General features: G+C 39.5%; 24 protein-coding genes. 17 read left to right on the top strand and 7 right to left on the bottom strand.

From position 1 onward, the window contains the following. Positions 1 to 11 precede the first annotated feature (11 nt). Positions 12 to 2,093, top strand: a complete 2,082-nt coding sequence (locus tag OK025_RS18720) for a RagB/SusD family nutrient uptake outer membrane protein (RefSeq protein ID WP_317666076.1) — start codon at positions 12 to 14, stop codon at positions 2,091 to 2,093. A 151-nt stretch (positions 2,094 to 2,244) separates the two neighbouring features. Here OK025_RS18720 and OK025_RS18715 read toward each other — a convergent pair whose 3' ends face one another. Beyond that, positions 2,245 to 2,997, bottom strand: coding sequence for an MFS transporter (locus OK025_RS18715; RefSeq protein ID WP_317666074.1), 753 nt, complete (start codon positions 2,995 to 2,997; stop codon positions 2,245 to 2,247). 321 nt (positions 2,998 to 3,318) lie between these two features. Between OK025_RS18715 and OK025_RS18710 the strand changes: the two genes are divergently transcribed. The 9 genes from OK025_RS18710 (at position 3,319) to OK025_RS18670 (ending at position 13,107) form a co-directional block, all read left to right on the top strand. Then, the gene (locus tag OK025_RS18710; RefSeq protein WP_317666072.1) at positions 3,319 to 4,179 is read left to right on the top strand and encodes an SH3 domain-containing protein; all 861 of its coding nucleotides are present in this window, start codon (positions 3,319 to 3,321) and stop codon (positions 4,177 to 4,179) included. A gap of 47 nt (positions 4,180 to 4,226) precedes the next feature. After that, positions 4,227 to 6,605, top strand: a complete 2,379-nt coding sequence (locus tag OK025_RS18705; protein ID WP_317666070.1) for a hypothetical protein — start codon at positions 4,227 to 4,229, stop codon at positions 6,603 to 6,605. A gap of 600 nt (positions 6,606 to 7,205) precedes the next feature. Beyond that, positions 7,206 to 8,039, top strand: coding sequence for a DUF3347 domain-containing protein (locus OK025_RS18700; protein ID WP_317666068.1), 834 nt, complete (start codon positions 7,206 to 7,208; stop codon positions 8,037 to 8,039). A gap of 176 nt (positions 8,040 to 8,215) precedes the next feature. Further along, positions 8,216 to 9,148 carry a TIGR01777 family oxidoreductase gene (locus OK025_RS18695; protein WP_317666067.1) on the top strand — a complete coding sequence of 311 codons (933 nt, stop codon included), beginning with the start codon at positions 8,216 to 8,218 and terminating at the stop codon, positions 9,146 to 9,148. A 58-nt stretch (positions 9,149 to 9,206) separates the two neighbouring features. Beyond that, entirely contained in the window at positions 9,207 to 10,067 is an 861-nt protein-coding gene (locus OK025_RS18690; RefSeq protein WP_317666065.1) for a fumarylacetoacetate hydrolase family protein, read from the top strand. A 149-nt stretch (positions 10,068 to 10,216) separates the two neighbouring features. Next, entirely contained in the window at positions 10,217 to 11,236 is a 1,020-nt protein-coding gene (locus OK025_RS18685; protein WP_317666064.1) for a methionine ABC transporter ATP-binding protein, read from the top strand. Continuing rightward, entirely contained in the window at positions 11,229 to 11,882 is a 654-nt protein-coding gene (metI, locus tag OK025_RS18680) for a methionine ABC transporter permease MetI (protein ID WP_120334095.1), read from the top strand. The genes OK025_RS18685 and metI overlap by 8 nt, the downstream gene beginning before the upstream one ends. 15 nt (positions 11,883 to 11,897) lie before the next feature. Next, complete coding sequence (metQ, locus tag OK025_RS18675) at positions 11,898 to 12,710, top strand: methionine ABC transporter substrate-binding lipoprotein MetQ (RefSeq protein WP_317666062.1); 813 nt, start codon at positions 11,898 to 11,900, stop codon at positions 12,708 to 12,710. 16 nt (positions 12,711 to 12,726) lie between these two features. Further along, on the top strand, positions 12,727 to 13,107 hold the full coding sequence (locus OK025_RS18670; RefSeq protein ID WP_317666061.1) for a YchJ family protein: 381 nt from the start codon (positions 12,727 to 12,729) through the stop codon (positions 13,105 to 13,107). Positions 13,108 to 13,411: 304 nt separating this feature from the next. On the opposite strand, the gene OK025_RS18665 is transcribed toward OK025_RS18670, so the two are convergent. Together OK025_RS18665 and OK025_RS18660 are read right to left on the bottom strand one after the other, a co-directional pair. Beyond that, positions 13,412 to 14,848 carry a dicarboxylate/amino acid:cation symporter gene (locus OK025_RS18665; RefSeq protein WP_317666059.1) on the bottom strand — a complete coding sequence of 479 codons (1,437 nt, stop codon included), beginning with the start codon at positions 14,846 to 14,848 and terminating at the stop codon, positions 13,412 to 13,414. A gap of 175 nt (positions 14,849 to 15,023) precedes the next feature. Then, the gene (locus OK025_RS18660) at positions 15,024 to 15,374 is read right to left on the bottom strand and encodes a 4Fe-4S dicluster domain-containing protein (RefSeq protein WP_293907453.1); all 351 of its coding nucleotides are present in this window, start codon (positions 15,372 to 15,374) and stop codon (positions 15,024 to 15,026) included. A gap of 156 nt (positions 15,375 to 15,530) precedes the next feature. On the opposite strand from OK025_RS18660, the gene OK025_RS18655 reads away from it, so the two are divergent. The 6 genes from OK025_RS18655 to OK025_RS18630 all read left to right on the top strand — a co-directional run bounded on the left by OK025_RS18655 (position 15,531) and on the right by OK025_RS18630 (position 20,259). Beyond that, the gene (locus tag OK025_RS18655) at positions 15,531 to 16,544 is read left to right on the top strand and encodes an acyl-CoA reductase (RefSeq protein WP_317666057.1); all 1,014 of its coding nucleotides are present in this window, start codon (positions 15,531 to 15,533) and stop codon (positions 16,542 to 16,544) included. Positions 16,545 to 16,599: 55 nt separating this feature from the next. Then, a complete protein-coding gene (locus OK025_RS18650; RefSeq protein ID WP_070561119.1) occupies positions 16,600 to 16,803 on the top strand; it encodes a fructose-6-phosphate aldolase in 204 nt (67 codons plus the stop codon). 5 nt (positions 16,804 to 16,808) lie between these two features. After that, the gene (locus OK025_RS18645) at positions 16,809 to 17,489 is read left to right on the top strand and encodes a cell division ATP-binding protein FtsE (protein WP_317666054.1); all 681 of its coding nucleotides are present in this window, start codon (positions 16,809 to 16,811) and stop codon (positions 17,487 to 17,489) included. 152 nt (positions 17,490 to 17,641) lie between these two features. After that, on the top strand, positions 17,642 to 18,193 hold the full coding sequence (locus OK025_RS18640; RefSeq protein WP_317666052.1) for a nucleotide exchange factor GrpE: 552 nt from the start codon (positions 17,642 to 17,644) through the stop codon (positions 18,191 to 18,193). A gap of 10 nt (positions 18,194 to 18,203) precedes the next feature. Then, a complete protein-coding gene (gene dnaJ, locus OK025_RS18635) occupies positions 18,204 to 19,358 on the top strand; it encodes a molecular chaperone DnaJ (protein WP_046672894.1) in 1,155 nt (384 codons plus the stop codon). A gap of 313 nt (positions 19,359 to 19,671) precedes the next feature. Further along, positions 19,672 to 20,259 (top strand): outer membrane beta-barrel protein, encoded by a 588-nt coding sequence (locus tag OK025_RS18630; RefSeq protein ID WP_317666049.1) that lies wholly within the window; start codon positions 19,672 to 19,674, stop codon positions 20,257 to 20,259. Between the two features lie 68 nt (positions 20,260 to 20,327). Here the strand turns inward: OK025_RS18630 and OK025_RS18625 are convergent, their stop codons facing one another. Next, positions 20,328 to 21,101: a C40 family peptidase gene (locus OK025_RS18625; RefSeq protein WP_317666047.1), complete on the bottom strand. Its 774-nt coding sequence runs from the start codon at positions 21,099 to 21,101 to the stop codon at positions 20,328 to 20,330. A gap of 73 nt (positions 21,102 to 21,174) precedes the next feature. Here OK025_RS18625 and OK025_RS18620 point away from each other — a divergent pair, with 73 nt between their 5' ends. After that, positions 21,175 to 21,648 carry a universal stress protein gene (locus tag OK025_RS18620; RefSeq protein ID WP_286851427.1) on the top strand — a complete coding sequence of 158 codons (474 nt, stop codon included), beginning with the start codon at positions 21,175 to 21,177 and terminating at the stop codon, positions 21,646 to 21,648. A gap of 78 nt (positions 21,649 to 21,726) precedes the next feature. Here the strand turns inward: OK025_RS18620 and OK025_RS18615 are convergent, their stop codons facing one another. From OK025_RS18615 to guaA, 3 genes are read right to left on the bottom strand one after another with little or no spacing between them, the layout of a single operon-like run. Next, complete coding sequence (locus OK025_RS18615; protein ID WP_317666046.1) at positions 21,727 to 22,902, bottom strand: RsmB/NOP family class I SAM-dependent RNA methyltransferase; 1,176 nt, start codon at positions 22,900 to 22,902, stop codon at positions 21,727 to 21,729. Between the two features lie 7 nt (positions 22,903 to 22,909). Further along, the gene (locus OK025_RS18610; RefSeq protein ID WP_317666045.1) at positions 22,910 to 24,193 is read right to left on the bottom strand and encodes an ABC transporter substrate-binding protein; all 1,284 of its coding nucleotides are present in this window, start codon (positions 24,191 to 24,193) and stop codon (positions 22,910 to 22,912) included. Further along, complete coding sequence (guaA, locus tag OK025_RS18605) at positions 24,150 to 25,700, bottom strand: glutamine-hydrolyzing GMP synthase (RefSeq protein WP_201668180.1); 1,551 nt, start codon at positions 25,698 to 25,700, stop codon at positions 24,150 to 24,152. Before guaA ends, OK025_RS18610 begins: the two co-directional genes overlap by 44 nt. Between the last annotated feature and the right edge of the window lie 22 nt (positions 25,701 to 25,722).

The raw sequence follows: 25,722 nt of genomic DNA, 5'->3' as shown, positions 1-25,722 counted from the left end.
TGTTTAATACGATGAAAATATTTAATAAGGCTCTTATCTGTCTCGCGATAGCGACGACTACATTATCTACGTCCTGCAAGAAATACCTGGATGTCTCCTCTGAACTCGCCGACAATCTGACGATTGAAGGAGTATTTGAAAATGCCGCATACACTAGACGTTGGCACGGAAATATCTTTAACTGTATCATTGAATATTCCAAAAACTCATCCTCTGCCGACAGAATGAGCAATCCTTGGTCCGCAATTTCCGGGGAGATTGTCGCTAACTTTGCCCGCAATCTGATGGTATCGGGTTATACCGCCGGTAATGCTGGTTATCACCGTTGGGCAACTCAATATATGCAAATCCGTCAGGCATTAATTTTTATCCAACGTGCACATGCGATCTCGGGTTCGGGCAATAATGCATTGCCTCAGGCTGAAGTAGATCGCATGAAGGACGAAGCCCGCTTTTTTGTTGCTTATTCCTATTTTACCCTGCTGGAACTATATGGTCCTGTACCATTAATAACCGATCTGGCGGATCCGGAAGATCAGAATCTCGACTATGCCCGTGCCCCGATGGATGATGTAATCAACTACATCGACGGCCTACTGGCTGAGCTGATCAATACAGGAAATCTACCTGCCACTATCAAAAGTAATGTCAGTACAAATCAATATGATACGGGCAGTATGGTACGTCCGACACTTGTCGCAGCACGTGCATTGCGCGCTAAGCTCTGGGTATATGCTTCTTCCAAGCTTTTTAACGGTGGATTTACCGAAAGCTTAGCCATTGTCAATCCCGATGGGAGCCGTTTATTCCCAGACTATAATCCACAAAAGATACAAACCGCAAAACAACGTCTAGAAGAATTTTTGGACTATGCGCATGGTCTCGGGCACAAATTACATATCGAGTATTATCCGGCCGATCCTGCTAATCCCGGCGTGCAGGAGATCAATCCCAATGAATCTATTTATCAACTATTTCAAAAGTACAATGATGAAATTATTTGGGCAACTGGATACAACGATTATAGCAATCCCAATAATCAGGAGCGCCGCTCTAATCCTGTAGATCTCTACGCAAGCCCCACTAATTTTGCTAACGTAGGCATCTCGCAGGAATCTGTAGACGCATTTTTTATGAGCAATGGAAAGACGATTTATGATGCCGGATCGAATTACAAAGAAGATGGATTCACGACAGTCAATAATCCTACCCATGTCAATAATCATGCGGATCAAAACATTTTCAATATGTATGCCAACCGGGAGCCGCGGTTTTATGCTACAGTAGGCTACAATGGAAAAAGTTGGCATATTCATGCAAATGAACATAATAATCCAAATGGTATATACTATCAATGGTACGGTCGCGGCAAACCTTCGGGAATTGCCGGTGGCGAGAATTGGCCAAGAGCAGGGTATTTACTATATAAATTTAAAAACAGACGTATCGCACAAGGAATTAGTTCCATCAACGTCGCCGGTGCACCAGGTACTCCATTCACCGTTTACACTTCCTGGGCACGACCTTCTATTTTGTTCCGTTTAGCCGACTTCTACTTGTATTACGCCGAAGTCCTCAACGAAATTAATCCCAACGATCCAAAAATTATCGAATATATAGACAAAGTGAGGCAACGCGCCGGGATACCGGGCTATGCAGAAATGGAAGCAAGTGGTATTAAAACAGGTGTTATCGGTAATAAAGCCGGACAGTTTAAAGCGATTGTTCAGGAAAGACATGTTGAGTTATTAGGCGAAGGACAACGCTGGTTTGACATGCGCCGATGGATGATCTGTGACCCTGTAAGCGCAAATCAACCAGACAAAGGCGGAGTTGATGGTGATATGACACGTATGACCGGAATGAATATGAACGGTTTTGACAATGTGCAACAAACTTACGGTCAGAATACTACAACAGTAAAACCTTTAGGTGACCCCGATTCTTTCTACAAACGGACATCCATAGAAAACCGGCGGTGGGTAAAAGAGTATTATTGGTATCCTGTTCCCCAAGATGAAATCAATAAAAGCAAGGGCCGTTTACTCGTTCAGAACCCCTTATGGCCTGTGGTTATTGGAGCGGCGCAGTAAACAATTATAGAAAACCGAGATATATTACCATATATTTCAATAAACTGTTTTCTTTACCATCAAAGGAGCTTATCAGTCAACTTTGGTGGTAAAGAAAACATAAAAAATTAAACACCCAAAGGCCTAAATCAATAGTTAGCGACTGCATTTTTCAGATTAAAACAACGAAGCGTTTGCCTCCATCGATATTCATTTCCCAAGCGTTTTCAATGTTTTTAAGTGGAATATTTACCGTTTCGATTTTTAATTTTCCGTCAGCAGCAAGCTGAAACATTTCGGGAAGTATTTCGGCAATCAATAACTTTATTTCTTCCGGTCTCCAGGTACCTAAACCCGAGCCTGAAAGCTGAATATCTGTACTGCGTAAAATGGAAGATGACAACGTAATTGAATCGCTCATCATTCCGCCAACAGTAACGTAACGCGTATGGTGCGAAAATCCACCATTGCCTTTTAACGCCGATAAGATCACGACCCCGCCCAGTTCAATAGCCATACCTTGCCAGGCTATCATTTTCATGCGGTCGTCACCAATGAATAGTAATGCAATTAAGCCCGTTCCAGCTGCCTGTATTGACGCCGTAGCAATACCTAAAAGAATACGATCTATCACAACCAAATAAGGGTTGGTAAGAAGGGGCCCCAGCAGCCCAAGTAAAGCATAAGGTATCAAACCCCATCTAAGCATCAGATATGCTCCCTTTCGGTCAATCAATTTCCCAACGAAGGGTGCAAAAATTACTACGCCGAGCGAAGGCAACGTAATCAACAAACCTGGATTTTCTTCAAATCCTAAATGGACTGAAATTTCTTTTAATGACCGCGCTATAACAGTTCCAACCATAATTGTTAAACTGCTGCTCAGTAGCAAAGCGAAAATTCCAAATTTTGATATCTGATTCATACTATTGTTTTATTGACTTTACAAATTTCAATATTAAACAATGAAGCAAATGGTGTGATTATCGCATTGTCTTGTACTTTTAGGAAATCAGTCCATATAAAATCAATACCCAATAGATTATTGAAACTCATTCTCTGCTCGAATCTAAATTCCAATGCATATAAGATGTTTAGCTGAAAGACGTTATTGGAAAAGAAAAAATGCTATGCCTCCTTTCTTAGTCTGGAACACTATACAAAAAAATACCTGAAAGCAGTGATAAAGCCTATGAACCAATTCTTCTATTTTTGCAGGAAAGGAGAGTGAAAAATGAGAAAACTAATGGGATGCTATTTAATCATCTTGGTCATCGGACCATTTTGCTCAAAGGCACAGGAAAATTTAAAATTTGACGATAATTTCAACTTATGGAACATACAAAAGGGTCAATCGGCAACTGTTTTTGCCACAAAAGCTTATGTGCGTGCTCAACCTAGTCTTAAGGCAGCAATCTTAGATTCTTTATCGGCAGGAAATGTTGTTACGATCACCAGTGCGCCATTCAAAGGAAATACACTGAAAAATTTTTATGCTCCTTGGTATGAGATAAGTTATTCCGACGGTAACAGTAAAAAAAATGGTTTTATTTGGCTCGGACTATTAGCGCTCGGAAAACAAACCGCTTCGGACGGCTCGCAATATATTTACGGTATTGAACGTTTTACAACCGGCAACAATGAACAGGAAGAGGGTCATCTCTCAACAGTTGTTAAGCTTCTCGATGCAAACGGAAATTTCATGGCAGAACATACCTTCCCCTTCACCTATTCGGAACAATCGTTCTCACAAAGTAAATTGCTACCAGCGATGGGCCTTCAAAATGTCAGACAAATCATCCGCATCGAATTCCTGGGTGAAGCCTGTGGTATACCTTCTGAGTACAACTATGTGGCATGGACAGGACAACGACTTGTCGATCTTCCTAGCCGGTATTCGGTGAGTGATGCTGGTGTGTTCTATTACGATGAAAAGATTCTTTTCCCTTCCGAACACGGAAAAAATAATCAGATTATCTATAAATACATTGAAGAGGGAGAAGCTATTGACGACAATGCAGAAAATCCCAATTTCAAAATCACAAAAAAAAGTGAAGAATTTCTATGGAACGGTAATAGCTTTGAAAAGCTTCCAACGGCTAAATAGTATTTTTCAAAGATTCTAACATACTGGATACATATAAAAATTAATAAATGGAAGAAAAGAATATATATGATTTGTTCTACAGCGGACAACTAGACTTATTTATCATTGAAGGAGAAAACCAACTGCGACAAAACGATCAAGATGTGACGCTTTGGACACACCTCGCGATCGCCTATCATGATCAGGCATTCTATGATGGCCACGAAGCTATTTTCGATGTTATTCAGGAAAAAATGATCCCCTATTTTAAAAAAGCATTGGCCATCGAACCTGATAATGAAACGACCCTATATCATATACTGAATTATGTTTTGGACAATCAAGCGACATTAGCACAAATTGGTCGACCAAAATTCCATATTACTGAAGGCAATAAAGATGTATTCATCGAATACGCAAAAAAATTAATCGCTTCCCCAAATATGTCCGGATATGGGCACAACTATTTAACTAATATCTATGAAGGGCTCCAGGATGATACAGCGATGCTTCCAGTTTTGGAGGCGAGCATTGATTTCGTTAAAGAAACATTCAGGGATGAACGGGAAACCTTGGATCATAATTTTTCCATCTTTTGGATAAAGAAAATATACCTGCTTGACCGTACCAAACAGATCAATGCGTCTAATATTTTAGCTTTAATGGAAGCAGATTTTAAGCATTTCATCAGCAGCAATGAAATGAATTATGTAGATCTCGCTGAAATTGCTTACGAAAATAATGCAATCGACCTAGCACTGCAAATTTTACTTAAGCTTATCAAAGGGGAAAACTCAGCCGTACATATCCATCAGGAGTTGGTCAAATGGCATACTCGATTTGACGAATTGATTGCGGAGGGGTATGAACACCCTGAGGTCTTTTACTATCAGCTTATCATTGAGCGCAATTACTCAGAGGAAATCGGAATCCCGCTTGACTATTATTATCTCCATGCACTCAAATTGGTCGATGCCTATCCTGATTCTTATGTCGGTTACCATTTTGCGGCAGCCTATCTCTATGATGAGGGGCAGTATGCCGCGGCTATTCCGCACCTAACAATGGTAGGTGAGCGAAAATGGAATGCAACATCTTGGCGACGCCTAGTTGAATGCACCTTTAATGCCAATGGAACAGTTTACGATCAGGTTCCTACTTTCCATGACCTTCCCCGTGAATGTTATAATGAAGCTGTCGCGCTATCTGATTTTATTCACTCCCAGGACAACTTAACCACAGTTGATCAATCTGCACTACAATTGCTCGTCCTCGAACTTTATCGTCAAGCCTACGACGCTTTCAAGGAGTATTTTGAACAAAATAAGTACGAAAGTGACTACTTTGGCGGCTCCCACAACCGGGCCATGAATTGTAATAATCTAGCCTTAGCGTATAAAGAAGCCGGCGAACTGGAAACCTCCTATGCTATCGCCACCGAAGGATTAAGCTATTCCGACTTTGAAGAACTTCATTTCACCCGAGCCGATACCTTGTCAGCATTGGAAGATTACGTACGTCTGGAGGAGGTACTTCAACAGTACTTTGACACCTATCAGATCTCGCTGGAAGCCACCCTGGAGCAGCAGGAATTTACCTCCGAAGAAGATGAAGAAGCTGAAGATATGGAGTCTGTTGCATTTCCTCCTTGTTACCGCATGCTTATGCATCAAATCAATGTTGAATACCAACTAGGTCGATCAGCGAATATTCAATCCCGGGCCCAACAGCTCCTCGAGTTTATTTACAAATTCTATATTGATCATCCCAATTTAGATGATTATCATTATCGTGACTTTGAAGCGTCAAAAAATGGGATAGAACATATTATCTATCAGATAATCGAGCCGGATAATTTTGAGCAACGTGTCTCCTATTACGAAAATATGGCACAACGGTACCCACATGAAGCACAGCCTCAATATGTGTTGATGCAGCTATATAATGAAAAGAGCAATTACAAGTCCATGAACCTCGCTGCGCGGAAATACCTTAAAAATAAACGGGAATTTATCATCGATAATTTCGATAAAGCAAAGACGCTCTATCTCATTGTTAAAAGCCATTACTATCTTACGGAATCTAGCGCGGGTATTGAAACATTCCAAACGTATGACAGTTGGGTACAGTCAGTCATGGAGCCTAATGATTATGTCCTTTGGTTAAAATTTGGAATTGAACTTTTCGCCGAAAACGGAGCTATAAATGAAGTAAATAAATACGTCCATGTTTTCAACGGTATTTATCAGCAATGCGATTGGGGCTATGACGATGATGTCGAATCGGTTAAATTAGCAGAGGCATATGCAAACTATAAAACAGGGAATCTGAAAAAAGCACACAATTTGCTTGATGAAGTGCTCGCCTATTCGGATCATTCTCCTTTAGCTGATGAATATAAACGTACCTGGAAAAAGCCCGGCTTTTTTTCTGGTTTTAAGTTTTAAGTATTTCATTTGCTTTCCGAAAAAAGAATTCCAAACGCCGCTCCATGTTATCTGGTCCCCCCCAAACTCAAATAACATGGAGCGTATAAAAAAGTCCATAATGCCAAAAAAAGTTAAAAATGGAAGCAAATTCTACCCAAAACAACTATATTTGAGCTGATATGGCACTTAAGCGACTTATACTACTATTTTTAACCTTCGGTTTCCTTTTAAGTGCACCCGACGCTTTCGCCTGCCATAAAATGAATGCACACAGTAGACACACACAAGGTAATGCTACTACTGAAAAAAAGGACCCGTGTTGTTCAAAATTTAAATCTTCCAAAAAAAAGGCTTTCTGTAAACGTCATAAACCATGTAAAAATTGCAATTGTCAATGCACGTATAGTGGTACATTTTTGGCAATTTCCAATCCCCTTGAACAAGGTCATGAACTTTGCGGTATAGCAATCAAAAAAAATTATAAACCCATAGCGCCAACATTTATTTCTGAGGGATATTTTTGTCCTTGGGTCCCGCCAAAAATAAGTTAATCCATACATTGATCATTTATCGATCATTTTTGATTACTTATTTTTATTTATTCTTTCATCCAATCATATGAAAATCAAACATTATATTATAACAGGGGCTTTAATACTATCCTCTTTGACAAACTATGCACAAAACAACACCGTGAACACCAATGTTAAAATTGCTGGAAACTGCGGTATGTGTAAAAAAACAATAGAAAATGCAGGAGCCTCCGCTCAGGCTAAAGTTGAATGGAACGAAGACAACCAAACAGCAACAATAGCCTATGACGCAAAGAAAACTTCCTTAGATGCTGTATTGAAAAATATCGCCGGAGCGGGCTATGACAATGAAAAATACCTTGCCGCGGAAGATACTTATGCTAAACTACATGCTTGCTGCCAATACGAAAGAAATTTAGCTCCTCCAGCATCAGATAGCCCACAAGACGCAAGCATGGAGCCGGTAGCTTCAGTAGATAACATCAGCAACGCAAGCAATTTTCAAAAGATCTATGACCAATACTTTCTGCTTAAAGATGCACTTGTAGCTGCGGATAGTAAACAAGCTGCAGGCCTAGCAAACGATCTTGCCGATGCAATTGCTAAAATACAAACTACTGATCTAACGAAAGCGGAACAGGAGGTCTGGAAAACCAGAACAACGTCACTCAAAGCGACAGTGAAGAGCCTACAACAGGCAAAGGATATCAGTAAACAACGAGAAGCCTTCGCCCTATTGTCAGAAGATATCTATAGTTTGTCCAAAAACTCAAAACCATCTTCTTCTGTTTATTATCAAAAGTGTCCGATGTTCAACAAAGGCAAAGGCGCGACTTGGTTAAGCCGTCATAAAGAAATCAAAAATCCATACTACGGCGCACAGATGCTAACATGTGGCAGCACAATTCAAACGCTTTAACAAATAACGTCGTTTAATCGACTCTTAAAAGGTTTATCTCCCCATGAGATAAACCTTTTTTTGTAATTCCTGCCGCCATGGTCGATTTTTATAAACCAAAATAGTATATTTAGTATCAACAGAAATTGGTTCGCTTAAATGATAACATGCGTACATTATAAAACAAGGTTCAATTCATGGAAAAAGTAATTATTACAGGTGGTGCAGGAGCTATAGGTCTTCATTTAACAAAGCTATTGGTTGCCAATTTCTATGAAGTTATTATTTTTACCAGAAATCCGAAGTCCCATCCCGTACAAAACAATGTCCGATATGTACATTGGGATCCCAGTAAACAGGAGATAGATGCCAAATCAATTCAGGAGGCTGATTATATCATCAACCTCGCAGGTGCAAACCTCAATGCCAAACGCTGGACAAAATCGTATCAACAAGAAATTATTGCCAGCAGGGTAGAAAGTGGAAAACTGCTCTATCAAAGTCTAAAACAACTACCAAATCGAGTAAAAGCAGTCATATCGGCCTCCGCTATAGGTTGGTATGGAGCAGACGATCCGTACCAAAAAAAACCTTTTGAAGAGGGAGATCCACAAGGCGGAAATTTTCTGTCCTGGGTATGTAACCTCTGGGAAGGAAGCGTGAAACCTATCGAAACATTGGGAAAAAGACTCATTGTCTTCCGTTTTGGAGTGGTTATCAGTAAGGATCAAGGAATGCTAAAAGAAATCGGCCGCTTCCTTCCCTTTCGCTCCATTCCGGTATTAGGCTCCGGTAAACAGATGCTCAGTTGGATCCATATGGATGATCTCTGTCGGATGCTGCTCTTTGGCATACAAAATGATACCATAGCCGGGGTTTATAATGCCTGTTCATCCGAACCACTTCCCATCGCGGAGTTTGCAAAAAGAATAGCCAAACGTAAATACGGTCCATTCTATATTCCCCTACCCGTCCCGTCATTTTTGATTAAATTTATGCTTGGAAAAAAAGGGCAGGAAATGGTGCTCAATGGCACTTGGGTAAGCAACAAAAAGATTGTACATGAGAAATTTCCTTTTAAATATCCCCTTTTGGACAATAATTGTATAGATAATTTACATATTGATTAATTGTTAATTCGCGTTAATTTCTGCCCTTTTTGGGACAAAATCTGTATATTTGCGGCTTATGAAGATTTTTAGATATGGCGCAAAGGGCTCCGAAAAAGCGGGAGTCATTTTAAACGAAAAGAAGTATGATGTTTCAGAGGGAAATTTTCAATACAACCGCGATTTCTTTGCGGATATTGCAAATTTAGAAAGACTTCAAACATATATAAATGAAAAAGGCGATACGCTTAAAGAGATAGCCGACGACGAGCGTATCGGTACACCATTGGAAGCTCCTTCCAAAATACTTTGTGTAGGGCTTAATTTCGATGATCACGTCAAAGAAACCAAATTGCAACAAGCTTCAGAGCCTATCGTCTTTATGAAATCTGTATCTGCATTCAATGGCCCTTTTGATGGAATTACCCTTCCGAAGTTCTCTGTAAAATCTGATTGGGAAACCGAATTTGCCATTGTAATTGGAAAAAAAGCTTCTTATGTTACTGAAGAAGAAGCCTTGGACCATGTGTTCGGCTACGTGCTACACAATGACGTTACAGAGCGTGAATTTCAGATCGAGCGTGGCGGAACCTGGGATAAAGGTAAAGGATGCGACACTTTCGCTCCTATTGGCCCATTTATAGCAACCAAAGATGAATTCACAGATATTGATAATTTAAAAATCTGGCTTAAACTCAATGGTGAGCTTATGCAAGATGGCAATACAAGTGATTTTATCTATCGTGTGCCCAAATTGATTTCTTATTTAAGCCATTTTATGAGCTTACTTCCAGGCGACATCATTTCTACAGGATCACCTGCAGGATCTGGCATGGGCAAATCCCCACAAAGATTCCTGAAAGATGGTGATGTCATCGAATATGGCATCGATGGACTTGGATCTGCAAAACAAGTGATTTCAGCTTATCCAGCGTTGTAAAAAACATATATCTGGGTTCTTTCGTTCTTTACCGGGCTGAAAGAATCCATTTTCTTTCACTTGATTTTATTTTATCCCTGGCATTTGTGTACATTTATATCAACATCATCCATTTGTCCAACTAAAATTGCTAAATTCCTACAGGGTCAATGATTCAACTAAACAACATATCCAAATCTTTTGAGGTAAAAGCGACACGTATTGATGCCTTAAAAGACATCTCACTGTCAATTGAAAAAGGTGAAATTTTTGGTGTAATTGGCGCTTCCGGAGCCGGAAAAAGTACTTTGATCCGTTGCGTCAACCTTTTGGAAAGACCAGATAGTGGTCAAGTAATTATAGAAAATGAAGACTTGATGTCGCTATCTGCCACTGGTCTTATGTTGAAAAGAAGAAAAATTGGTATGATTTTCCAGCACTTTAACTTACTATCATCACGAACAGTGTATGGAAATATATCCTTCCCGCTCGAACTTGAAGGTAAATCGAAAGAATTTATCAGCCAAAAAGTGCTGGAACTATTGCGTTTGGTCGGCTTGGAAGACAAAGCCGATGTGTACCCTGCAAATCTCTCCGGAGGCCAAAAACAACGTGTTGCCATCGCGCGTGCATTAGCCAACGATCCTTACATTCTACTTTGCGATGAGGCTACAAGTGCCTTAGATCCTGCAACCACAAAATCCATCCTTAAACTGCTAAAAAAAATCAATAAACAGCTTGACCTTACGATATTGTTGATTACTCACGAGATGGATGTTATAAAAAGTATTTGCGATCAAGTTGCCGTATTAGACCACGGAGAATTGATTGAAACTGGTCCGGTAGAATCAATATTCGCCAACCCTCGGGAAACAACAACTAAAAACTTTATTCAGTCTTCACTTGAAGTTGAAATTCCACTAAGTTTTCAGGAACGCTTGAAAAGCACTGGAAACCCACTCGTCGAGATCTATCTCACTTCAAATGAAGAATCAATCCCATTTATTCAACATTTGGAACAACAATATCAAGTCAAAACAAATATCATTACCGCACAAATAGATTATATTGGCGAAATGAAATTTGGTGTTATATTGGCCGAACTATCGGGTGAAAAAGAAAATGTAACGCGTAGTGTATCTTTCTTGAAAGAAAAGCATTCACAAACTAAACTATTAGGCTATGTCTGATCAGGTATTTAATCTTCTGCTATCGGGTACATTAGAAACCCTAACCATGACTTTCTTATCCGGCTTCTTTGGTTTTATCCTAGGTCTCCCACTCGGGATATACCTGTTCTTGACCCGAAAACATCAACTGCTCGAAAACAAAGCCATGCACCAACTTGTTTCATTGCTAGTGAATGTGTTTAGGTCTATCCCCTTTATCATACTTATCGTATGGATGATTCCGTTTACACGCAACGTGGTCGGAACATCAATCGGTATGGCCGCAGCATTGGTTCCCCTGAGTATAGGCGCTGCCCCATTTATAGCAAGACTTGTGGAAAATAGTCTTCTGGAAATTCCAAATGGCCTGATTGAAGCCTCACGAGCAATGGGTGCAAATGCACAACAGGTAATTTTCAAAGTTTTGCTTCCGGAAGCTCTCCCCTCATTAGTAAACAATGCAACAATTACCTTGATAACACTTGTTGGTTACTCTGCAATGGGCGGTGCTGTAGGTGCCGGTGGACTTGGACAGATTGGCTATCAGTATGGTTATGTCGGATATGATACTTTTATCATGAATTCTGTTCTAATTTTATTAATTTTAATCGTATTCCTGCTACAGTATACAGGAGATTATATCTCAAAAAAAGTAAACCATCGTTAACATAAATTATATCATATGAAAAAATTGAACTATGCATTTGCAATCTTAGCCTTCAGTCTCGTATCGATTGTGGCATGCAATAACAGAGAAAAGAAAGAGAATATCCTCAAAGTCGGTGTTGTGTCCGGCCCAGAAAAGGAGCTTGCGGAGACGGCTAAGAAAGTTGCAAAAGAAAAGTTCAATCTTGATGTTGAGTTAGTGGCTTTCAACGACTATGTCGTACCCAATGAAGCCTTAAATCAGGGTGATATCGATGTAAACGTATTTCAGCATCAGCCCTATCTACAAGAGCAATCCAAACAACGCGGTTTCACGAAATTAACCATTGTCGGAAACACGTTTGTATTCCCCATTGTTGCCTATTCAAAGAAAATAAAAACAATCACAGAGTTACAACCCGGAGCCGTTATTGCTATTCCTAATGACCCTACCAATGGTGGACGCTCTCTTTTACTTCTCCAACGCGAGGGAATTATCGGTCTAAAAGAAAATGTTGGCATCCAACCTAAAGTAACAGATATCGTAAGCAATCCTAAACAGATTAAAATCATAGAGATGGAGGCTCCACAGTTACCTCGTGTTCTTGATGATCCACAAGTAACAATTGCCATCATCAACAATAGTTTCGCCTCTCAAGCTGGATTGGATCCCGAAAAACAAGGTTTATTCACAGAAGATAAAGAATCACCTTATGTCAATCTGATTGTCGCCCGCTCAGACAACAAAAACGATGAGAAGGTGCAACAATTCATTCAAGCCTATCAATCTCCGGAAGTAGAAGCAACCGCAAAAAAAGTCTTCAAAAATGGCGCTATTAAGGGCTGGTAAAATTTAGAACATAGAAGTGATAGAATCAGGTCAATTATGCCCTTGTGGCTCTGGCAATACCTATGGGGAATGCTGCCAGCAAATTCATCTTTTCCATGCCAAAGCAACCACCGCAGAAGCATTGATGCGCGCACGCTATAGCGCCTTTGTTCTTCAACAGATCGATTTCCTATACGATACGTTTCATCCCTCAACACGACGGTTCCAAAATAAAAAGGCAATCGGACAATGGGCGCGGGAGAATAAATGGATGCAACTCTCTATCCTTAAATCTACTCTCCACACTGTTGAGTTTGAAGCTCATTACCTGGATCCACAGATGGAAGTTCAAATTCACCATGAAAAGTCTACCTTCAAAAAACAAGATGATTTATGGTACTACGTGGACGGACGTTGATATAACATATTTCGCTTGCAAGCTATTTTAGAAGATCCCAGGTCCCCAACAACAGCTTGCAAGCACTTTTTTTTCAAGACCATCACCTCCCATCCTCTCATAAGACTTAAACAAGGCATCTGGTCCTCCATCATTTCCCGCCATGGATTTGCTTTTCAGTTCTATTGGTGTTTACTGTACTAAATATGATAAATAGGCATAGCAAAATCATCAACATGAGCTAAAGACAATAAAAAAGCAGTCTTAACGAGATGTCAAGACTGCTTTTCTTCAACGAATATTCGTCAGTTATTTCTTATTTCTATTAGATTGCCTCTTCAGTATCTTCGCGGTAAGGAGCTTCTTCATCAAACTCGCCCTCCCATTTAGCGACAACAACGGTTGCCAAACAATTTCCGATTACATTGACAGAGGTACGCGCCATATCCATGAGTTCATCGATACCTAAAATTGCAGCAATGACAAATGTTGGTAAACCAAACTGATCCGCTGTCGCAATCAAAATAATTAATGAGGCCCTTGGGACAGCAGCAACACCTTTAGAGGTAATCATCAATGTAAACGCAATCATTAATTGATGTCCAAACGACAAATGGATACCAGCCGCCTGAGCGACAAAGATCGCAGCCAATGATAAATAAAGTGAAGTACCATCCAAGTTAAAACTATATCCTGTCGGAATTACAAACGAAACAATCTTACGAGGTACACCAAATTTTTCCATGGCACTCATTGCTTTTGGCAATGCCGCATCTGAGCTTGTAGTGGCAAATGCAATCGAAACAGGTTCCTTAATCGCATTAATAAAACGTTTCACAGGTATTTTTAGATAAAGTGCTACCGGAAGAAGAACCAGACATAAAAAGCACACTAAAGCAAAATACAGGGTCGCCAAAAGCATGAAAAGATTCTTTAGGATATCGACACCGAGATGCCCCACCGTGTAGGCCATAGCAGCGCCGACCCCAATCGGGGCAAAGTACATAATGATGTTCGTAAACTTAAACATCGTCTCAGACATACTCTCGGTGAAATCTACCAAAGGTTTACGCTTTTTCTCATCCACCATAGCCAATCCAATTCCGAATAAAACTGAAAATACAACAATTTGTAAAACCTGGTTATCAGCTACTGATTTGACAATATTTTCAGGAAACAGGTCACGTATAAAAGAAGTGAACTTATATACAGGATGCACATGGTCCGGAAGTGTTTTGAGGATATGTTCATCCATGCTTTCTTTTGGCACAGGGAGCTCTTCATGTGGCATATGTGCAACATCAACTCCCACACCTGCTCGAGTCAGGTTGATAGCTCCTAAACCGATAAAAATAGCACAAGTCGTTGCGCAGAAGAAATAAAGCATAGATTTCCATGCCATACGTCCCACCTGTTTCAAATCAGAATGTCCTGCAATTCCATACACAAGTGTAGCAAAGAGAATAGGGCCGACAATCGTCTTGACCAACTTGATAAAACCTTTACTTAAGGGTTGTAAGGAAATCGCCAGATTTGGAAAATCCAACCCAACAAATATCCCCATAATCATACAGGTCAGAATCCAGGTGGTCAAATTTTTCTTAAAGAGCGCATTTACAACCAAAACGGTAGCAACTATCCAACGGACAGCCATTAGAAATTCATGCGAAAAGCCTACAACATCAAATTCGTATAATACAGCAATGATACAAGCTAATGTAACTGTGATCAGGGTAATCAACCCTATTTTGGTTTTTAACATTTAAAAGATTTTAATGGTCAAAAGAACAAAAATAAAAAAATACTACGCTTTTGCAAATATTATTATTCCAAACAGCCAAGTTTCACAACAAAATATCGATTTCGTCAAAATAGAAAGAAACAAAAAAGGCAGGAAAATTTCTTATCCTGCCTTATATTTTAACGGAATACTAATTTTATTCCGCGTGTAACCAAGCTTTTTTCGCTAATAGCTCATCGTTTGACTCGCGTACATCTTCGTCATCCACACAACAATCTACAGGGCATACCGCCGCACATTGAGGTTCATCGTGGAAACCTACACATTCTGTACATTTATCTGAAACAATATAATAGACTTCATTAGAGATTGCTTCCTGAGATTCGTTGGCATCTAGTGTAACACCATCGCCAAAATCAATAATCCCATCCAAAGCCGTCCCATCTGAGAATTTCCAAGTTACACCAGCATCGTATATTGCATTATTTGGGCATTCCGGTTCGCAAGCACCGCAGTTAATGCATTCGTCTGTAATTTTAATCGCCATTTATAACCTCACAATTATGATAAATAAACTATTTTTGCATTATCAACATGAAACAACGTCTGATTGAACAATAAGGCTAGTTGATTCACGTTGATTAATGTTAACAGCACAAATATAATACAAATTTGTGTATTCATCTTTTAAAATTTTAATATTTTGACAAAGCAACAACGAATAAATGCATTTGTAAAATTAGGAGAGCAGCTGCAAAAGCGACCTGAAGATTTGATTCAAATCATTCAATTCGCCCAGCATAAAAATCCCTGGTACACCCCACAAAATGTTGAACGCGCACTTCAAGCTATTGCTGCCAATTTGACAATAGAAAAGCTGAATCAATGGTTGGCACCTTATCCAGATCTAAATTCAACGAAAACTGTCGGGTTAATTCTTGCGGGTAATATCCCTTTGGTAGGGTTTCATGATATCCTATCTGTACTGATCAGCGGCTTTAGAGCCAAAATCAAAGTTTCATCGGACGATGCAGGTCTTACAAACTATATGCTCCACCTGCTTACACAAATTGACCCGTATTTTGGCGATGCCTTTGAAATTGTCGATAAACTAAAGGATTTCGATTTGGTAATAGCAACGGGCTCCAACAATAGCGCCCGTTATTTTGATTACTATTTTGGCACCAAACCGCATATTATTCGTCGCAATAGAAATAGTATTGCTGTCATTACTGGCCAAGAATCTTCAAGCCAACTAGAGTCACTTGGACATGACATCTTTGATTATTTTGGTTTGGGCTGTCGCTCTGTATCAAAGCTATTTATTCCAAAAGATTACGCAATAGCACATTTCTTCGAGGGTATTGCCGCATTTAACACCATCACCGAGCATTTTAAATACAATAACAATTACGACTACAACAAATCCATCTATCTGATCAATGGCGACAAGCATTTTGACAATGGATTTTTATTGCTCAAAGAAGATGAGCGAACCGCTTCTCCCCTCGCAGTGGTGTATTACGAAACATACGAAACGCTGGCTGAAGTTGAAAATAAACTCAAACTAGCCCAAGAGAATATCCAATGTATTGTATCAGAAACAGCATTAAATGTGTCCTCGCCGGTATTTCATTTTGGAGAAAGCCAGTGCCCTTCATTAGATGATTATGCTGATGGAGTAAATACGTTGGACTTTTTATTTGCAAACCAATAAGCTTCCTTTAAATTCATAGTAAATAAATTGCATTAAAAATACTAACTTTGAAATCATGTATATCATTAAAGTAAAAGGTGTCGCCAAAATCCCTGATTATGTTCAATTAAGAGATGATGCCTTCACCTTGCTGGCATATTTTAGAGTCGACCGCCCAGATAAATCACTCGATAAGATTGGATTAGGAGAAAAGGCAGAATATATCATGCAACTGGTTAAAGAAATGCCTTTTGGGCAAATTAAAAAATTAGAATTTTAGCTTCCATGATTGAAAATAAAGTAATTACATTAAAAAACGTTGATATCTTCCAACAAAAACATCTGGTCTTGTCCAATGTCAATTTAAACATTGGTAAAGGAGAGTTTATTTACCTGATCGGCCAGTCCGGTAGTGGAAAAAGTAGTTTACTAAAAATCATTTACGGCGATTTATACATCGGTAATGGTGAAGGAATGATTGCAGGCTTTGACCTTAAAAAGTTGCACGAAAATGATGTCCCCTATTTGCGTAGAAAATTGGGTATTGTATTCCAGGATTTTCATCTTTTATCCGATAGAAGCATCGAGAAAAATCTCGAATTTGCACTGAAAGCAACAGGTTGGAAAGATAAGAAAATGATCGACAACCGTATATTGGATGTACTGGAGAAAGTTGGGCTTCGTTCGAAACTTAAGAAAATGCCCCATGAACTTTCTGGTGGTGAACAACAGCGCATTGTAATTGCCCGCGCATTATTAAATAACCCCGAAATTATTCTGGCAGATGAACCTACCGGTAACTTGGATCCTGCTACGTCAGAAGAAATCGTCTTATTATTACGTGACATTGCCAATTCCGGAACAGCTATTTTAATGGCAACACACGATTATACCATTATCCGTAATATGCCATCACGCATCATCAAGACCGCCGATGGGATATTACAGGACAATGTCAGTATCTAGACGGAAAACTGACATATAAAAAATGAGATTCCGACAAATTGTTAGGCTTTTTTAATAAAATCTGACAAGCTGTCGGAATTTTATTGTTTGGCAAAAACTTTGACAAACGAAGCATAGAGTAAATTTTTGAATCTAATTTTAGCATTGAAGATATGAATGAGCAAGATAATTATTACGATGAAGGTCAAGATCCAGTAGAAGCAAATTCTTCTGAACAACAGGAACAGCCTGCTGATAATATAGCAGAAGAACTGTCTACTGAAGAGAAATTGGCTGCAGAATTGGCAGAGGCAAAGGATAAATACATTCGTCTTTCTGCTGAATTTGACAATTATAGAAAACGTACAAGCAAAGAACGTGTTGAATTGATTCAATCAGCTGGAAAAGATGTCATCAGCAAGCTATTACCTACACTAGATGATTTTGACAGAGCGTTAACAGCCATGGAAACAGCAACAGATGTTGAATCTGTTAAAACAGGAATGGATATTGTTAACAACAAATTCAGACAAACGTTGTCGCAATTGGGGTTAAAGGAAATGGAAGCCACAGGCCAAGCCTTCGATCCTGAATTACAAGAAGCTATCACAGCAATTCCTGCACCCACAGCAGAATTAAAGAATAAAGTCGTAGACGTGATCGAAAAGGGGTACTACTTGGGTGACAAAGTGATCCGTCACGCAAAGGTAGTTATAGGTCAATAATATTAAGACGATGTCAAAAAGAGATTATTACGATATACTTGGTGTCTCGCGATCAGCGGACGAGAAAGAGATTAAATCAGCATATCGCAAATTGGCGATAAAATACCATCCGGATAAAAATCCTGGTGATCATGAAGCTGAAGAACAGTTTAAGGAAGCTGCTGAGGCATACGATATCTTGAGCAATCCACAAAAACGTCAACGTTATGACCAATTTGGCCATGCCGGTAATTCGGCAAGTGGTGGCTTTGGCGGTGGCGGCGGCATGAATATGGAAGACATATTCAGCCAATTTGGTGATATCTTTGGAGGAGGACATCCATTTGAAAGTTTCTTTGGCGGCGGTGGTGGCCAGCGTGGCGGCCGTCGGGTAGCTCGTGGAAGCAACTTACGCATAAAAGTTAAATTAACACTCGAAGAAATTGCCAAAGGCGTCGAGAAAAAGGTAAAGGTTAACAAACAAGTGGTCTGTCATTCTTGTGACGGATCTGGTGCTAAAGATAAATCTTCTTTCCATACCTGTAAAACCTGTGGGGGATCTGGATCAGTTAGAAGAGTAACAAATACCATCTTAGGACAAATGCAAACAACAAGCACTTGCCCTACTTGTAATGGCGAAGGTGTTGAAATTACGGCAAAATGTACAACTTGTAGAGGTGAAGGACTCGAACGCGGTGAGGAAACAATCGCAATCAATATTCCTGCAGGAGTAAGTGAAGGCATGCAACTTTCCATGAGTGGAAAAGGAAATGCTGCTCCGCGTGGTGGTGTACCAGGAGATTTAATTATCCTGATCGAAGAAGTACCACACGAAAGTCTAAAACGTGACGGACTAAATGTAATCTATGATCTATACATTAATTTCGTAGATGCGACCTTAGGCACCAGCGTTGAAGTCCCTACAATAGATGGAAAAGCGAAGATCAAAATTGAGCCCGGTACACAAGGCGGTAAAATTTTACGGTTAAAAGGAAAAGGTATTCCTGAAGTCAACTCTTATCACAAAGGGGACCAACTTGTATACGTTAATATCTGGACACCAAAAGCCGTATCTAACGAAGAAAAAGAATTATTGAACAAACTGAAAGAATCGCCAAACTTTAAACCTCAACCAGGTAAAAGTGAAAAATCATTCTTCGAACGAATCAAAGAATATTTCGATTAAAACCGGTCTTTCAAATACAAAAAAAAAGCCATTTGTCCGCTGCTGACAAATGGCTTTTTTTTGTCTTCTTACTTGAAATTGACAATTAAAAACAAAAAGTCAGACCAATATCATTATTGTTAAATAGAAACGATAAAAATAAAAATACATTAAATTTTAATCAATTGAACCACTATTATTTACAATAATGACAAAACATCTAGACAATCTAGTGACAAAAAATTAAAATAAGATTTCGATATTTGACTAACAAATTTAAAAAGTCAGGAAGTAATTACTGACACATTAAAACAAACTATTAAATAAAAAAGACATGAAAAAAGTTTTACTAACATTAACTGCCATTGCAGGTTTAACAATAGCAGCACAAGCTCAAACTGAACAAGGAAAAATTATGGTTGGTGGTCAAGTTGGCTTCCAGACTTCAAAAGTTAAAGACACAGACTTCAAAGACAACTCATTCTCTATCAACCCAACAGTTGGTTACTTTGTAAGTGACAACTTGGCAATTGGTACTGGAATTGGTTACAACTGGAGCAAAGATGAGAGTGTTATGGACTTAAGCACAAAAAGAGATGCGTTCCAAGTTTCTCCATTTGTAAGAAAATATTCTGCTAATGGTCCATTAAGATTTTTTGCACAACTATCTGTGCCAATGTCTTGGGGAAAAACTACCGTTGAAACAAATAACGTAAAAGCGGAATCAAAATTTGAGAACTATGGTGTTGAATTAGCTCCGGGTTTAGCATACTTCCCAACAAGCAAAGTTGGTATCGAGTTAAAAGTTAGAGGTTTATACTACAACTACAACAATAATAAAACAGCAGATAGATCAACAAACACATTTGGTTTAGACGCAAATTCATTAGCGCCAACTTTAGGTGTGCAGTTCCACTTCTAGTCAATAAGGCGTGTGACAATAGAAAAGGCTATAATTACTTATAGCCTTTTTTTATATATCCACCTTTATCAATTATACCGTTTAACAATCCGTAGTTTGTGTGTATAACGATTCTGTTCAGCATTAAAAATACCTTCCGTATCCATCCGATCAACACGGACTTTCGCTGAGGCATGAATAATCGTATCGCGATCCAGCATAATCCCTACATGGGTAATCCTTCCTTCGGCATTGTCAAAAAAAGCCAAATCCCCTACTTTTATTTCTGAAATAAAATCTACAGTCTGCCCAATCTCTGCCTGCTGATAAGCATCACGAGGTAAGGAAAGATCAAAACAGCTATAAATCAATTGGGAGAAACCGGAACAATCGATTCCCCATTGTGAACGCCCACCCCATAGATAAGGAGTGTCCTTATAACTCAAAGCCAATCGCGACACCTCAGTTTCAAATTGATTTCTGGTAAACGGATTGATACTACCTTGATAGGTTAATCCCAATGGAGATAAACTGACAGTATTCTCTGCATTTAGGTAGAGCTTGGTTCCATGACAGAGCTGAAATTGTGCGGTATCCGCAACAAGGACTCCTCCCTCCCTTCCAACGATAATTGGTGTTCCGGTCAGATAATTTTGCATATCTAAGTCGTTTAGTTCCTGAAACTGCCCGTTTTGAATCCAGCCTAAATAGTCCGTTTCCAACAGACGTATTGATGTCCAATCGGCCTGTTCATCAAGGATCTCAAAAAGTTCCCCGAACAATACCTGAGAAACCATCTCACTACGGTGTGCCTGTTCTAAACGTAGCGGAACGAGCGCTAGTGTACAAATACCATATTTCATGTGCTAAACAAAACAAAATCGTCAAAAATGTGATTATATATTATATGACGAAGATAAATTAATTATAGTAGAAATGGAGAATACAAATTCAAAATTCAAAAGGATACTCGTCGCGGTTGACGACGAACCATGCTCAGAAAAGGCGATACTATATGCCAAAGAAATGGCCGCAGTATTTGAAGCCTCCATAGCACTTGTCACGGTTGTTCCCCCTACTTCTCCAGCTAGTTTTGGTGCAGATCCGCTATTAGGTCAGCAACCTATCATCGTTCCAGAAGTATCGGAAATGGAACAGGATAATGCACAAAAGTATCTTGAGAAAATAAGTCGCGAATTTACCGGCGCAGGAGAAGTATATCTTTTTAATCGAATCGGATCCATTAAAGAAGAAATTCTAGCCGCGTCCCATGAGTGGTCTGCAGATCTTATTATTATGGGCACCAATGGACGGACGGGCTTTGACCATTTCATTTCCGGCTCTGTCTCCGAGTCAGTCATTCGTAAATCTACCTGCCCTGTGCTCGTTGTTCCAAGTAAATGTGACTGATATTAAACGGTCCATATGTATAAAAAAAGGCTATTTTTTCAATGAAAAAATAGCCTTTTTGCTTTTAATATATATAAATTATTTTTTAATCAATCGCGCCACAAACATACTATCCGCTTTCTCTTCATAACCTTTCAAATAGTCCATACGTTCTATTTCAAAACCAAAATTATCTACAATGTAATTGACAACATCTTCGTTTTCTGCTTTAAAAATAGAGCAGGTTATATAAATTAAAGGCTTGCCCGCTTTAACATGCCCCACCACATTACTTGCAATATTCTTTTGTAGTGCATTGAATTCGGCAATCTTAGCGGCCCGAAATTGCCTAACCATCTCTGGTGTACGCCCCCAGGTTCCCGATCCAGTACAAGGCGCATCCAATAACACCCCATCAAATCGTTCGCTCCCAAGAATTGAAAAGGTATCCTTCGTAAGATCGAGTATTTTTTTTCGGTAATGTTTTATTCCAGCACGGTCAAAACGTTCATCGAGATTTCGGAGAATACTCATGCGAACATCAGAAACCAAAAGATTAACAGATGGACAAGCATCCATCAACAAGAGCGATTTACCACCCGAAGCCGCACATGCATCCCACCAGGATTCTCTTTCAGCGGGTTCCATATAATCCAAAGTGCGCTGCGAAGACATATCCTGCACTTCTATAATTCCATCCAATGCATCAAATCGCTGCAAGGATGTTCCATTATTCAAGGCGATAGTCTGATCGCCAATCATAGAATACGGAATCTGATTGTTATCCAAAATAGCGCACACGACCTTTGTCTTCCCACGTTTCACCCGAACATATAAGTTGGGCTGGATCAATTGGCTCTCTAAAAATTGCACCAAGTCGACCTCCTTAGAAATATAATCCACGAAAGGAAAGAGGTCATTCCGATTAAAAACACCTTCAGACGTCAGGAATGCAATTTTGTCTTTCAGCGGCAGATGAAGTTTATCGCTATAGGAAGGCTCAAAAAGGGCCACCAAAGGACTTTCCTGTTCACATAGAAATTCCGCAAGCACCAACCTGCGCTGTTGGGACAACTGCGAAGCCGCCATTCCCAGACGAAAATAATTATAACATAAACGGGAGGTAGACTTCCGGTCCGAAGATCCCATTTGCTTGTTCAACTTAAAAAAAGTAGTCAGATAACGCGAAAATGGTTGATCAGCTTCAAAACCATCCATTGCCCGCTCAAAATTACGTATTTGCTGATGAACACGTCTTTCACTGAATTCAGCCATTCAAAGATTATTTTCTTTCAAATTTTTTGTTGTGATAAACCATTATACCCAAAGCTCTATTAGCATAGCCCCATTTTGGATAAAACTCAAATTTGTAATCGCTATTCAATCCCGAAAACTTATCTTGCGTCATTCGGCTAACATAATCCACGCCATATTTATGAATCAATCGACCGAAATACAATGCCGCATCATAACCTTTATATGAAAACTCAGACGGGTCCACTTTATAAGCCGATCTATAATTTCCAATAAATTTGCGGGTATCACTATCACTCTCATTCACTAAGTTGGAAGAAGTAATAGTAAGTCCATAGAAATCCATATTTTCGAAATTCTCAAAAGAAAGCTTAGCCATATTTGGATGTCCATACAACTTAAACTGGTTACCTGGATTCAAAAAGCGTTCGTCCATAGCATCCAAAAGCCCCTTTACCAAATTCTTATTGGCCGTACCAGAAATGACATGATTAGTTCCCGTCAACACAAGGCTATTGTTGAACTCGTTGACGCTCATAACAGTTTTTACTTTTGCCTGTGCATTAGCCTTTGAAATTTCGCTAACAAAATTGACTAGAAACTGTTTACTTTCATCGTCACCGGCATCGTATACCAGAATCTGATCACCCGTATAGTACTGATCAGCAACATATTTTGCCAATGTTTCCGAGTGTGTACGAATAGATGGTGTGATGGAAACCAAATTAGGTAAGCTAAACTCAGAAGCCATAGTCGCCGCCAACGGCGAAACTTGTAACACATTCTTATTTGCAAATGTTTGCCCAAAGCTTTTTATCTCACGCGGATATACCGGACCGACCACAAGTACAGCATCTTTGACATTCACCGAAGTCCCTAAAGTCGCATTGTAGGCAACATTGTCTCGAGAATCAATTACTTGTAGATCAAATAAAGCACCCTCTTTGGCAATTTTGTCAAGGCCCAACTGAAATCCCTGATAAAAATCAAGTGCCAAGGAAGAACGCTCCACATCTTCTTTTGTAATCGTCCCCGCAATACCACTTAACTCGAATGGTAATAACAAGGCGATGCGATTATTTTTCACAGCATGGCCGTTGACATCCTGGATATCCCCCACTTTGGCAATGGTCTTATTGTTGTCAACTGCTGGTTTAGTCACAGCAGTTTGCTGTTCGCCTTGACCAGAGGAAGGCGAACGCAATACCGTGCTTTTTTTGGTTGTGCAGCTTGCAAGACATAATGCTACAAGTGCCGCAACCCATATTTTATTCCCACTCAATTGTAGCGGGCGGTTTTGAACTGATATCATATACAACTCTGTTTATTCCTTTCACATGGTTGATAATTTCATTTGAAATTTTTGCCAACAGGTCATATGGTAAATGTATCCAATCCGCAGTCATTCCATCAAGAGAACCAACTGCACGTAAGCTAACAACATGCTCGTAAGTACGCTCGTCACCCATTACGCCTACAGAACGCACTGGCAAGAAAATTGTACCAGCTTGCCATACTTTATCGTACCAGCCAGCTTCCTTCAGATTATTGATAAAGATCGCATCAGCTTCTTGTACAATACGTACACGCTCAGGTGTAATATCACCTAAAATACGAATTGCCAAACCTGGTCCAGGGAAGGGATGTCTGCCTAAAATTGCCTGATCCACTTCTAAAGCTTTTCCTACTCTTCTTACTTCATCTTTAAACAACGTTTTAAGTGGCTCTACGACTTTCAATTTCATGAAATCAGGTAAGCCACCAACGTTATGGTGCGATTTGATTGTTGCTGAAGGTCCTTTCACTGAAACCGACTCGATAATATCTGGGTAAATTGTTCCTTGTCCCAACCATTTCGCTTCAATTCCTTCAGGTAATTCCTTTTGGATTTCTTTTGCAGCTTCATCAAAAACATCAATAAATGAATTACCAATGATTTTGCGTTTCTCTTCTGGTTCAGAAACCCCAGCTAATCTACCATAAAATAAATCCTTGGCATTTATTCCTTTAATATTTAGCCCCATATTTTTGTAAGAATCCAATACTTGCTCGTACTCATCTTTACGGAGCAGACCATGATCTACGAAAATACAATGTAAATTTTTTCCGATTGCTTGGTGCAACAATACTGCTGCTACTGTTGAATCTACTCCTCCTGACAAAGCCATGATAACGTGATCGTCACCCAATTGCGCTTTCAAAGAGGATACGGTTGTTTCAACAAATGCGTCTGGTGTCCAATCCTGTGCACAACCACAAATGTTTACAACGAAGTTTTTCAATAAGATAGCCCCATCAGTACTATGTGTTACTTCCGGGTGGAATTGTATACCATAGGTACGGGTGCCTTTTACTTGATAAGCAGCAACGCGAACTTTATCCGTACTTGCTATAATATCAAAATTTGCAGGAACTTCTTTGATCGTGTCTCCATGTGACATCCATACCTGCGATTGAGTTGGTACTCCTGCCAATAATTCATTCTCACTATTGACAAACTGCAGATTTGCACGACCATATTCGCGGATTTCAGAAGGTAACACTTCACCACCTGATTTTTGAGCGATGTATTGTGCTCCGTAACAAACTCCTAAAAGTGGGAAACGATCCTGAATAGCGACAAAATCAATTTGCGGTGCATCTTCTTGTCTAACAGAATATGGACTTCCTGAAAAGATAACACCTTTTACGGAGTCATCAAAATCTGGCAATTTATTGAACGGGTGTATCTCACAATACACATTTAGTTCTCTGACACGTCTAGCGATCAACTGTGTGTATTGAGACCCGAAGTCTAGAATTATAATTTTTTCTGGCATGCTGCAAAGGTAAGTATTACGA

This window comes from Sphingobacterium sp. UGAL515B_05, from assembly GCF_033097525.1.
GTDB lineage: Bacteria > Bacteroidota > Bacteroidia > Sphingobacteriales > Sphingobacteriaceae > Sphingobacterium.
Note: the sequence above shows the minus strand (reverse complement) of the source record. Positions and strands in the feature narration are given on the sequence as shown.

Coding starts and splice junctions, on each gene's coding strand:
- OK025_RS18705 (WP_317666070.1), top strand. CDS start 4,227: ATGGAAGAAAAGAATATATATGATTTGTTCTACAGCGGACAACTAGAC.
- OK025_RS18695 (WP_317666067.1), top strand. CDS start 8,216: ATGGAAAAAGTAATTATTACAGGTGGTGCAGGAGCTATAGGTCTTCAT.
- OK025_RS18665 (WP_317666059.1), bottom strand. CDS start 14,848: ATGTTAAAAACCAAAATAGGGTTGATTACCCTGATCACAGTTACATTA.
- OK025_RS18715 (WP_317666074.1), bottom strand. CDS start 2,997: ATGAATCAGATATCAAAATTTGGAATTTTCGCTTTGCTACTGAGCAGC.
- OK025_RS18660 (WP_293907453.1), bottom strand. CDS start 15,374: ATGGCGATTAAAATTACAGACGAATGCATTAACTGCGGTGCTTGCGAA.
- dnaJ (WP_046672894.1), top strand. CDS start 18,204: ATGTCAAAAAGAGATTATTACGATATACTTGGTGTCTCGCGATCAGCG.
- OK025_RS18615 (WP_317666046.1), bottom strand. CDS start 22,902: ATGGCTGAATTCAGTGAAAGACGTGTTCATCAGCAAATACGTAATTTT.
- OK025_RS18610 (WP_317666045.1), bottom strand. CDS start 24,193: ATGATATCAGTTCAAAACCGCCCGCTACAATTGAGTGGGAATAAAATA.
- OK025_RS18640 (WP_317666052.1), top strand. CDS start 17,642: ATGAATGAGCAAGATAATTATTACGATGAAGGTCAAGATCCAGTAGAA.
- OK025_RS18630 (WP_317666049.1), top strand. CDS start 19,672: ATGAAAAAAGTTTTACTAACATTAACTGCCATTGCAGGTTTAACAATA.
- OK025_RS18710 (WP_317666072.1), top strand. CDS start 3,319: ATGGGATGCTATTTAATCATCTTGGTCATCGGACCATTTTGCTCAAAG.
- guaA (WP_201668180.1), bottom strand. CDS start 25,700: ATGCCAGAAAAAATTATAATTCTAGACTTCGGGTCTCAATACACACAG.
- OK025_RS18685 (WP_317666064.1), top strand. CDS start 10,217: ATGATTCAACTAAACAACATATCCAAATCTTTTGAGGTAAAAGCGACA.
- OK025_RS18620 (WP_286851427.1), top strand. CDS start 21,175: ATGGAGAATACAAATTCAAAATTCAAAAGGATACTCGTCGCGGTTGAC.
- OK025_RS18645 (WP_317666054.1), top strand. CDS start 16,809: ATGATTGAAAATAAAGTAATTACATTAAAAAACGTTGATATCTTCCAA.
- OK025_RS18700 (WP_317666068.1), top strand. CDS start 7,206: ATGAAAATCAAACATTATATTATAACAGGGGCTTTAATACTATCCTCT.
- OK025_RS18720 (WP_317666076.1), top strand. CDS start 12: ATGAAAATATTTAATAAGGCTCTTATCTGTCTCGCGATAGCGACGACT.
- OK025_RS18650 (WP_070561119.1), top strand. CDS start 16,600: ATGTATATCATTAAAGTAAAAGGTGTCGCCAAAATCCCTGATTATGTT.
- OK025_RS18690 (WP_317666065.1), top strand. CDS start 9,207: ATGAAGATTTTTAGATATGGCGCAAAGGGCTCCGAAAAAGCGGGAGTC.
- metI (WP_120334095.1), top strand. CDS start 11,229: ATGTCTGATCAGGTATTTAATCTTCTGCTATCGGGTACATTAGAAACC.
- OK025_RS18625 (WP_317666047.1), bottom strand. CDS start 21,101: ATGAAATATGGTATTTGTACACTAGCGCTCGTTCCGCTACGTTTAGAA.
- metQ (WP_317666062.1), top strand. CDS start 11,898: ATGAAAAAATTGAACTATGCATTTGCAATCTTAGCCTTCAGTCTCGTA.